Here is a 10,087-nt window from a genome sequence, read left to right on the forward strand (position 1 = left end):
GTCTCCCGGCCGAGGGCGCGGCGGACGCGGCGGGCGCCGGTCAAGGTGCGGTGGACGGGCGCAGGCCGGGCGAACCGGACGCCGGTGGCGCGGCTCGCGGGGGCGCGGCGGGGCCGGCGGCGCACGCCGATCGTCTGGACGCGCCGCTGACATGGCGGGAAGGCACGATCGTCCGAGCGGGCCCACCGAGCTGCCCGCGGCGGGCTGGCGCGGGGCGGTCAAGCGGACGGCCGGCGAGTTCAAGGACGACAACCTGCAGGACTACGCGGCGGCGCTCACCTACTACGCGGTGCTGTCGATCTTCCCGGGGCTGCTGGTGGTGGTGTCGCTCGTCGGGCTGGCGGGGCGGTCGGCCACCGACGATCTGATCTCCGAGATCGGCGGGACGGCGCCCGGCCCGGTGCAGAACCTGCTGATCAGCGCGATCCGGCAGTTGCAGGGCGGCGGCGGCGCCGGGATCGTCGCGGTGCTGGGCCTGGTGGGCGCGGTGTGGTCGGCGTCGGGGTACGTCGGCGCGTTCATCCGGGCGTCCAACGTCGTGTACGACGTGCCGGAGGGGCGGCCGTTCTGGAAGCTGGTGCCGCTGCGGGTCGGGGTCACGGTGCTGTCGCTGCTGGTGATGGCGGTGTCGGCGGTCGCGGTGGTGGTGTCGGGGCCGCTCGCGCGCGAGGCCGGCGACATGCTGGGGCTGGGGTCGGCGGCGGTGACGGCGTGGCAGATCGCCAAGTGGCCCGTGCTGCTGGTGGTGATCAGCCTGCTGTTCTCGCTGCTGTACTGGGCGGCGCCGAACGTGCGGCGCCGGTTCCGGTGGGTGACGCCGGGCGGCGTGGTGGCGGTGCTGCTGTGGCTGGCGGCGTCCGGCCTGTTCGCCCTGTACGTGGCGGGGTTCTCCAACTACAACAAGACCTACGGCAGCCTCGCCGGCGTGATCGTGTTCCTGGTGTGGCTGTGGATCAGCAACCTGGCGATCCTGCTGGGCGCGGAGCTGAACGCCGAGCTGGAGCGGGGCCGCGCCGTCCAGGCGGGGGCGTCCGCCGGCGAGGAGCCGTACGCGGAGTTCCGCGACACCCGCAAGTTCGACGAGGAGGACCGGCGGGCGACCGGTGTGGGGCGCGAGGAGGGCCGGTCCGGGGACGACCGGGGCCCGGACCGTCCTGACTCGGCCGTGTGAAACGGGTCGCCTAACCCCTAACCCCCTGAATAGGATCTTTGCGTGCTGCGTCCCGCTTACCCCATCGAGACCGAGCGACTCACCCTGCGGCCCTTCCGGGAGGACGACCTGGAGGGGCTGTACGCGTACCAGTCGCTGCCCGAGGTGGCGCGCTTCCTGTACTGGGAGCCGCGGAACCTGGAGGAGTCCAGGTCGTTCCTGAAGGAGAAGATGACCGCCGCCACCGTCGAGCGGGAGGGCGACTGGCTGGTGCTGGCGGTGGTGCTGCGGGAGACGGGCCAGCTGATGGGCGAGGTGAACCTGCAGTGGCGCAGCCGGGACCACCGGCAGGGCGAGATCGGCTACATCTTCAATCCGGCGTTCCACGGGCGGGGGTTCGCGACGGAGGCGGCCGAGGTGGTGCTGCGGCTGGGGTTCGAGGGGCTGGACCTGCACCGGGTGGTGGGGCGGCTGGACGGCCGCAACGTCGCGTCGGCGCGGGTGCTGGAGCGGCTGGGGATGCGGCGTGAGGCGCATCTGGTGCAGAACGAGATGGTCAAGGGCGAGTGGACCGACGAGGTCGTGTACGCGATGCTGCGGGAGGAGTGGGACCGCCGCACTCCCCCGGCCGCCGGCTGACCTCTCCGCCCGCCCCCTCCCCCGGTTCCGTGCCCTCCCGCGGGGCGGCGCGGGTGTCACGGGCGGGTTCACGGGCGGTGTCACGGGCGGCGGGCGGCCTGCTCGTCCAGGAGGCGGGCGAGGTCGCGGACGTGGCCGCGCAGCGCGTCGGGGCGGCGGATCACGAAGGGGGCGCCGAGCCCGGCGAGCATCCGCGCGGCGCCGTCGAGGCGTTCGGCGCGGGCGGTGAGGACGACGGCGCCGTCGCGGCCGGCGAGGTCGGCGACCGACGGCGGGAAGGCGCGGCGCGCCTCGGCGAGGGTCGTCTCCAGCAGCACCTCGATCTCGTGGGCGTAGGGCACGGACGCCAGGGAGCGGGCGACGTGCACGGCGGGGTCGGGGCCGGTCGGCGGCTCGAACCGTTCGGGGCGGGGCTCGGCGGACGCGACGCGGTCGACGCGGAAGGTGCGGGTCTGGCCGCTGCGGTGGTCGTGCCCGGTGACGTACCAGCGTCCGGAGTGGAACACCAGCCCGTGGGGGTCCAGGTCGCGTTCGCTGTCGTCGCCGCGCCAGGACCGGTAGCGCAGGCGGACGCGGCGGCGTTCCCGGGCGGCGGCGGCGAGGGCCAGGACGGTGCCGGTGTCGGGGGCGGCGGCGTCGCGGGCGGCCATGGTGAACCCGAGGGTGTCGCGGAGGGCCTGGACGTGGTCGCGCAGGGCGGCGGGCAGGACGCGCTGCACCTTGGCCAGGGCGCTCTCGGTGGCGTGGCCGGGCAGCCCGATGCGGCGTCCGGCGAGCAGGCCGAGGACGACGGCGGCGGCTTCGTCGTCGGTGAGCATCAGCGGCGGCAGCCGGTAGCCGGGCATGAGCCGGTAGCCGCCGTGGCGGCCGCGTGCGGCGGTGACGGGGACGCCGAGCTCGCCGAGCCGCTCCGCGTAGCGGCGCACGGTGCGCTCGTCCACGCCGAGGCGGCGGGCGAGGTCGCGGCCGGTGAGGCGGTGGTGGGCCTGCAGCAGCTCGAGCATGGCCAGCAGGCGGGTCGTCGGGTGTTCGGGATGTGACATGGATCGCTCACGATAACCGGGCGGTATCTGTCCGGTATTCACCGTAGCGTGGTGCCGTACCGATGAGGGAGGGAACGGGGTCATGGCGACGTTCGTGTTGGTGCCGGGTTACTGGCTGGGCGCGTGGGCGTGGGACGAGGTCGCGGCGGAGCTGCGCGCGGCGGGGCACCGGGCGGTGCCGGTGACGCTGACGGGGCTGGCGGAGCGGGCGGGCGAGGCGACGCCGGAGGTGGACCTCGACGTCCATGTCGCCGACGTCGTCGCGGCGGTCGAGGACGCCGTGCGCGGCGGCGGGTCGGACGGCGGTGTGGACGGCGGTGTGGATGGCGGGGACGGGCGGGTGGTGCTGGTCGCGCACAGCGGCGGGGCGATGCCGGTGACGGGCGCGGCCGACCGGATTCCCGGGCGGGTCGCGCGGATCGTCTACGTCGACACCGGGCCGATGCCGTCGGGGATGGCGAACATCGACTTCCACGAGCCGGAGGGTCGCGCGGAGCTGGAGCGGCAGGTGGCCGGGGAGGGTGCGGGGTGGCTGCTGCCGGTGCCGCCGTTCGCACCGGGCGAGGGGGACGGTCCGGGCGAGGACGCCGCCGATCTGGCGGGGCTCACGCAGGAGCATCTGGCGGCGTTGCGGGAGCGCGGGACGCCGCAGCCGTTCGGGACGGTGACGCAGCCGCTGGAGCGTCCCGATCCCCTGCCGGCGACGCCGCGGACGCTGATCGCCACGTCGATCCCGCTGGAGGCGGTGCGGGCGATGGCCGAGGGCGGCCATCCGGTGTTCGCGTTGATGGCGGGCCCGGGCTGGACGCACCGGTCGCTGCCGACGGGGCACTGGCCGATGTTCTCGCGGCCGCGGGAGCTGGCGGCGCTGCTGGCGGCGGAGGCCGGCGGCACGGAGGCGGACGAAACAGCGGGCGGCGAAACAGCGGGCGGCGAAACGGCGGGCGGCGCGGCGCGGAAGGCGGCCGCCGACGTGCCGGGCGCGTGATCGGCGGTCAGGGGACGGTGAAGGTGCAGGGCAGCCGCTTGTAGCCGTTGATGAAGCTGGACATCAGCCGGTCGGGCTCCCCGGCGGCGCGCAGGTCGGGGAGCCGGGTGAACAGCTCGCGGAACATCACGGTGATCTCGCGGCGGGCGAGGTTGGCGCCGAGGCAGAAGTGGGGTCCCGGGCCGCCGAATCCGACGTGCGGGTTCGGGGAGCGGGTGATGTCGAAGGCGTCGGGGTCGTCGAAGACGGTCTCGTCGCGGTTGGCGGAGTTGTAGAACAGCATGACCTTGTCGCCCGCGGCGAAGGCGTGCCCGTTCATGACGTGGTCGCGGGTGAGGTTGCGGCGGAAGCAGATGACGGGCGTGGAGTAGCGGACGATCTCCTCGACGGCGCCGCCGATGCGGCCGTCGAAGTCGTCCAGGAGAAGGCCGCGCTGGGCGGGGTTGTCGGTGAGCAGTTGCAGGCCGTGCGCGATGGCGGTGCGGGTGGTCTCGTTGCCGGCGACGACGAGCAGCAGGAAGAAGGTGCCGAACTCGCGGGTGCCGAGTTTCTCGCCGTCCACGTTGGCGTTGACGAGGGCGGAGGTGAGGTCGCCGGTGGGTTCGGCGGCGCGTTCCCGGCCGAGGCGGGCGGCGAGGCGGTGCAGGTCCCGGCCGGCGCGGGCGACCTTGGCCAGGCCGAGGCCGGTGCGCAGCCGTCCCATGTCGGGGGTGATGCCGGTGTACTCGGGGTCGGAGTTGCCGAGCACGATGTTGGTGAGCCGCACCACCCGGGGGTGGAGGGCGTCGGGGATGCCGAGCATGTCGCAGATGACCTCGACGGGGAGCCGGACGGCGGCGTGCGCGACGAAGTCGAGGGGTTCGCCGTCGGGGCGGGCCGCGCGGGCGGCGATGAGCTCGTCGACGATGCGGGCGGCGCGGGCGGCGATGTCGTCCTCGGTCTTGGCGAGCATCCGGGGGCTGAAGGCCCGCGACACCACGCGGCGGATCTTGGCGTGCCGCGGGTCGTCCATGTTGATCATGGAGTTGATGTAGCGGTCGAGGAAGCCGGGCGAGTCGATGACGGTGGTGGCGTTCGGCTCGCTGGAGAAGATGTGCGGGTTGCGGGAGGCCTCGGTGACGTCGGCGTGCGAGACCAGGGCCCAGTAGCCGCCGCCGCGGCCGGTGAACGGGACGGGCGGGTCGGCGAAGAACGCGGGTGTGCCGCGGGCGCGCAGCGCGGCGAACGCGGCGGCGCGCTCGTCCAGGGGGCGGCCCCAGAACCGCAGGTCGCTGAGGTCGATGTCACGGGGATCGATGTCACGGGGGCCGGTCTCGCCGGTCGTGCCGCCGTCCTGCCGGGTGGTCATCGCCGCGTCCTCCTCGCCGGATCCGCCCCCATGCTCGAGTAACCGCTTGCTTACGGTCAATGGGCGGGCGGGACGCTGTGACCCATCCCACGCGCACCCCTGCGCCGGGTGCTCTATCACGGCGGCACCGGGCCCGGAAATGACTCACATCTCAACAGCGCTTCAAGATTTTCTTGTCACGGCGCCTTGTAGATCATTTAGCGGGGGGCGAGGACACTCGGCGGGAGCCGCGCGGCCCGTCCGGGGGCGGCGCACGTTGCGCGAGGTGAGTCGATGACGCCGTCCGTCCGCAGCCAGCCACGTCCGGCTCGCGGGAGCCGCCCGGTGACGTCCGGGACCCTCGTCGCGGTCCTCGTCGCGGGGATCGGCGCGGCCGGCGCGGGGATCGGCGCGGCCGGCGCGGGCACCGCGGCCGCCGACGGGCCCGTCCGCGCCGACGACGGCGCCCGGATCGTCGCCGAGACCGGGCTGGACGGCAACGACGTCGACATCACCATCGACTCCCCCGCCCTGGGCAAGCGCGTCAAGGCCCGCGTGCTGCTGCCGGAGAACTGGACCCGCGGCGCCACGCGGACCTGGCCGGTGCTGTACGCGTTCCACGGCGGGCAGGACGACTACACCTCCTGGGCCCGCAACACCGACATCGAGGCGTGGGCGCGCGCCTACGACGTCATCGTGGTGATGCCCGAGGCCGAGAACGGCTCGTACGCGAACTGGTACAACTACGGCAAGGGCGGCACGCCCAAGTGGGAGACGTTCCACACCGCCGAGGTCCGCCAGCTGATCGAGCGGAACTATCACGCGGGCGCGCGCCGCGCCGCGATCGGCAACTCCTCCGGCGGCGCGGGCGCGATGTCCTACGCCGCCCGCCACCCGGGGATGTTCAGCTATGTGGCGTCGCTGAGCGGGGTGCTGGCGATGCGGCAGCCGGGCATCCCGGCGATGCTGATGTTCACGAACGCCGGCAACGGGCAGGACCCGTTCGCGATCTGGGGCATCCCGTGGGCCGACGACGCCAACTGGAAGGCCCACGACCCGCACACCCTCGCGCCGAAGCTGCGCGGCACCGGGCTCTTCTTCTCCGCCGGGACCACGGGACGGCCCGGGCCCGGCGACCCGAGCGTGGCGCCGTGGGACATCGGCCTGCTGAGCGAGATCGTGATCGGCGCGAACAACAAGGAGTTCAAGAAGCGGCTCGACGAGCTGAAGATCCCCCACACCGCGCACATCTACGGCGACGGCCGGCACAACTGGCCGGCGTGGGTGCGGGAGAGCAAGTTCGTGTGGCCGGAACTGATGAAGTCGATCGGCGCCGCCCGCGCCTGACCGCGCCGCTCATCGCCGCTCATCCCCGCCCGGGGCCGGGCGGCCCGCCCGGCCCCTCACCGGTCCCATCGCCAGTGCGTTCGCCGGGGGGTTCGCCGCGTTCGCGGCGGCGCCATCGGGGGACGCGGCGGGCGGGCGGCTCGGTGAGGGGATGCTCCTCGACGTCGTAGCGGCGGATGTAGGCGCCGGCGAACGCCTGGAGGCTGGCGCCCAGCGGCAGCGCGAGCAGCACGCCGGCGGGCCCGACGACGGCGGCGCCCGCCAGCACGAGCCCGAACGCGACGGCGGGATGCATGTCCATGGTGCGGGCGGTGATGCGGGGCTGCAGCAGGTAGTTCTCCAGCTGCTGGTATCCGACGATGAACAGCAGCATCCACAGCGCGGTGCTGGGCGCCACGGTGAGCGCGACCAGCACCGGCACCGCGCCGGCCAGGTAGGTGCCGATGACGGGGATGAACTGCGACAGCACCCCCGCCCACAGCGCGAGCGTCGCGGCGTAGGGGACGCCGAGCAGCGCCATGGCGATGTAGTGGGCGACGCCGGAGACGAGGGCGAGCAGGGCGCGGGAGTAGATGTAGCCGCCGGTCTTGTCGACGGCGATCTCCCAGGCGGTCAGGACCTGCCGCTGCCGGTGCGGCGGCAGCACCGAGCAGACGGTGCGGCGGAACTGCGGGCCCTCGGCCGACAGGTAGAAGGTGAACAGCAGCACCGCGAGGCCCTTGAAGACCACTTCGAAGGCGGTCGTGCCGATCACCCACACGTTCCCGGCGAGGGCCGACAGCTGCCCCGACAGCTGCTCGGTGACGGTCGGCAGCCGCTGGAACACGGTCTCGCGGGACAGTTCGGTGCCGAACGTGCCGTTGATCCAGTCGATGACGGCGGTGACGTAGCCGGGGAACTCGTCGATGAGGTTGCTGGCCTGGGTGGCCAGCAGCGACCCGATGCCGCCGAGGAAACCGGCGAGGCACGCGGCGATCACGAGGAACATCAGCGCGGTGCCGGCGCCGCGCCGCCAGCCGCGCCGGGCGAGCCAGTTGACGGCGGGTTCGATCGCGAACGCCAGGAACAGCGAGATGAGCAGCAGCACCAGCAGGTCGCGGAGGCGTTCGACGATCCACAGCCCGGCGACGAACGCCAGGGTGATCGCGCCGGCGAGCACGAACGCCTTGGGCAGCCACGGCGGCATCCGCCGCGGGTCCCCGGCGCCGTTCCGGCCCGCGTACCCGTTCGGCGGGCCGGCGGGCGGCGAACCGGGCGGGACGGCGCCCCCGGGCGCGGCGGCCGTCGCCCCGCCCCCGGTGGCGGTGCCGGTCGCGGCGCCGGTCTCGGTGCCGGTCGCGGTGCCTGTCGTGCCGCCGGCCGGTGCGTCCTCGGGCCGGTCGCCGGGCGGGTCGGGCATGTCCGCACGCTAACCGCGGGACGGTGCCGTGATCGCGTGCCCGCACCCTCCGCGGAGGCAACCTTTGCCGAGTCTTCAGCCGCCGCGGCGTCCCCGGGCCGGCGGCCGCACGTGAGCGGGGTGCGGGAGTATGGGCGCCATGGGCGAGATCTTCACGCACACGCTGCGGGTCCGGTACAGCGAGTGCGACCAGCAGGGCGTGGTGTTCAACGGGCATTACCTGTTCTTCTACGACGTGGCGTTGACGGAGATGTGGCGGGAGCTGATCGGCGACCCGAAGCGGATGGTGGAGGACGGCTACGACCTGGTGGTGGCGGAGGCGCGGATCCGGTTCCGTGAGGGCGCGCGGTTCGACCAGATGCTGGAGGTGCGGATGCCGGTGGCGCACGTGGGCGTGACGAGCCTGGTGGTGCGTCCGGAGTTCCGGGTCGGCGGGCGGCTCTTGGCCGACGGGGAGGTGAGGCACGTGTTCATCGACCCGGCCGGGACGGGCAAGCGGGAGATGCCGCCGCAGGTGAGGGCGGTGCTGGAGGGGCTGCACGCGGTGAGCGGCGGGTGAGGGACGTCCCGCCCGCGCTCCACGGCCGCGGGGCGGGACGTCACGATGACGGCGGATCGCCCGGGGAGGACTACTATGCGCCGGGTGAGCTGGCAGGGGGCCGGGGCGCAGCCCGGCGGAACCGGGAGCGGGCCGGGCGGGGATCTGTTCGCCTCGGTCGAGGGCAACGTGCGGGAGCTGGTGGCGTCCCCGTGGTGGCAGACGGCGCAGCCCGCCGAGCGCGCCGCGCAGGTCGCCGCGCGGATGCTGTGGGGCGCGGGCGAGTGGTGGCTGTACGGCGCGTGGGGCCGCTGGTATCGGTGCGGGCTGGACGGGGCGTGGCATCCGTGCCCGCCGCCGGCCGATCCGGCGGACCGGGCGGTGGCGGTCCCGGCGCCGCGCGGCGCGGGGACGCCGCCGCTGCCGCCGCAGCTGTTCCCGACGGGCCCGGACCTGGCGGCGGGGCGGGTCGCGCCGCTGGGGTTCCTCGGGCCGGTGCCCGACACCGCGGTCGTGGCGCGCGTGTCGCAGGCGATCACGACGGCGCTGGCGGTGAACCCGGCGCAGTTCGTGCAGCGCGACCCGATGTTCCAGCCGGGGACGCCGTCCACGATCGCCGCGGCGTGGGGGGCGCTGCTGTGGTGCGCGGGGTCGCCGGTGGTGCTGACCGAGCACCCGCTGATCGAGTCGTTCATCCCGTTCCTGACGACCCCGGCCGAGCGGCTGCACTGGATGATGCCGCCGGACTTCGGCACGCTGGCCGGCTACTACGTGCACCGGCTCGGTGCCGGGGACGGCGGCGGCGCCGCGCACATCGCGCGGGTGATGTACGAGGTCGCGGCGGGGCTGCAGGCCGATCCGCGGTTCCGTCCGGGCGCGGACGCGCTGGCGGCGGTGACCGCGGCGTCGCTGCGGATGGTGAACCAGGACCTGGCGACCGTCCGGTACGGGCCGGAGGCGATCTTGCAGGAGTGGCGGCGCCGCTGCCCGGCGGAGTTCGCCACCCCGATGGTGCGCGACACCTCCCCGGGCGAGTTCCTGCGGCTGGCCCTGTACGACCTGCAGGAGATCGTCGCGCAGATCACCGGCCCGCGGCGGCCGGCGGCGGGCGGCGCCGCCCACGACGAGGCGCGCCGCGCGGGGCTGGCGGTGCTGGCGGCCGATCTGCAGGCCGCGCCGGGGGCGCTGCCGGCGCTGCAGCGGTGGCTGGATCCCGACGGTGCCCGCACGGTGCAGGCCGTCCTGACCGATCCGGCGCATCCGGGGCGGGCGCTGTGGCCGCGCGACGGGCGGCTGCCGGAGGCGCTGCGCACCGATGACGCGGACGCGCTGGCGTCGCTGCTGGCCACCACCTACACGCTGGGGCTGACGTGGTGCCGGCTGGCGCAGGTGCATCCCCCGGCGACGGGGTTCGCGGTGCCGCAGGCGGCCGCGGCGGAGCTGACGTCCCCGGCGATGCACAGCCCGCCGTCGACCGATGAGCTGTCGGCGTGGGACATCATCAAGGCGGCGCGGGCGCACATGGCGGCGGAGCGGGCCGCGGCGGGCGGGGACGAGCCGGTCGCCCCGGTGCCGGAGCCCCGGGAGCCGTCGGCGCCGCAGGCCGCGACGGCGCCCGTCGAGCCCCCGGCGGCGCCGCCCGGCTCCCCCGCCCCC

9 protein-coding genes are annotated in these 10,087 nt (G+C 74.7%); 6 read left to right on the top strand and 3 right to left on the bottom strand.

Translation table 11 applies throughout. The annotated features are described in order from the left end of the window. Positions 1–151 precede the first annotated feature (151 nt). Both ACFQ11_RS35605 and ACFQ11_RS35610 read left to right on the top strand, forming a co-directional pair. Entirely contained in the window at positions 152–1,171 is a 1,020-nt protein-coding gene (locus ACFQ11_RS35605; RefSeq protein ID WP_378306972.1) for a YihY/virulence factor BrkB family protein, read from the top strand. A 42-nt stretch (positions 1,172–1,213) separates the two neighbouring features. Then, the gene (locus tag ACFQ11_RS35610) at positions 1,214–1,789 is read left to right on the top strand and encodes a GNAT family N-acetyltransferase (RefSeq protein WP_378306975.1); all 576 of its coding nucleotides are present in this window, start codon (positions 1,214–1,216) and stop codon (positions 1,787–1,789) included. Between the two features lie 80 nt (positions 1,790–1,869). Here ACFQ11_RS35610 and ACFQ11_RS35615 read toward each other — a convergent pair whose 3' ends face one another. After that, positions 1,870–2,832: a helix-turn-helix transcriptional regulator gene (locus ACFQ11_RS35615; RefSeq protein ID WP_378306977.1), complete on the bottom strand. Its 963-nt coding sequence runs from the start codon at positions 2,830–2,832 to the stop codon at positions 1,870–1,872. A gap of 82 nt (positions 2,833–2,914) precedes the next feature. Between ACFQ11_RS35615 and ACFQ11_RS35620 the strand changes: the two genes are divergently transcribed. After that, positions 2,915–3,820 carry an alpha/beta fold hydrolase gene (locus tag ACFQ11_RS35620; protein WP_378306979.1) on the top strand — a complete coding sequence of 302 codons (906 nt, stop codon included), beginning with the start codon at positions 2,915–2,917 and terminating at the stop codon, positions 3,818–3,820. 7 nt (positions 3,821–3,827) lie between these two features. Here ACFQ11_RS35620 and ACFQ11_RS35625 read toward each other — a convergent pair whose 3' ends face one another. Further along, complete coding sequence (locus ACFQ11_RS35625; RefSeq protein WP_378306981.1) at positions 3,828–5,168, bottom strand: cytochrome P450; 1,341 nt, start codon at positions 5,166–5,168, stop codon at positions 3,828–3,830. Positions 5,169–5,492: 324 nt separating this feature from the next. Between ACFQ11_RS35625 and ACFQ11_RS35630 the strand changes: the two genes are divergently transcribed. Further along, entirely contained in the window at positions 5,493–6,494 is a 1,002-nt protein-coding gene (locus ACFQ11_RS35630) for an alpha/beta hydrolase (protein WP_378306983.1), read from the top strand. 19 nt (positions 6,495–6,513) lie between these two features. On the opposite strand, the gene ACFQ11_RS35635 is transcribed toward ACFQ11_RS35630, so the two are convergent. Further along, positions 6,514–7,893: an AI-2E family transporter gene (locus ACFQ11_RS35635; RefSeq protein WP_378306985.1), complete on the bottom strand. Its 1,380-nt coding sequence runs from the start codon at positions 7,891–7,893 to the stop codon at positions 6,514–6,516. Between the two features lie 139 nt (positions 7,894–8,032). On the opposite strand from ACFQ11_RS35635, the gene ACFQ11_RS35640 reads away from it, so the two are divergent. Further along, a complete protein-coding gene (locus ACFQ11_RS35640; RefSeq protein WP_378306987.1) occupies positions 8,033–8,452 on the top strand; it encodes an acyl-CoA thioesterase in 420 nt (139 codons plus the stop codon). Between the two features lie 84 nt (positions 8,453–8,536). Next, positions 8,537–10,087 (top strand): hypothetical protein (locus ACFQ11_RS35645; protein WP_378306989.1); only part of this gene is annotated, 1,551 nt, incomplete at its 3' end.

It is taken from the genome of Actinomadura sediminis (assembly GCF_042675525.1).
GTDB lineage: Bacteria > Actinomycetota > Actinomycetes > Streptosporangiales > Streptosporangiaceae > Spirillospora > Spirillospora sediminis.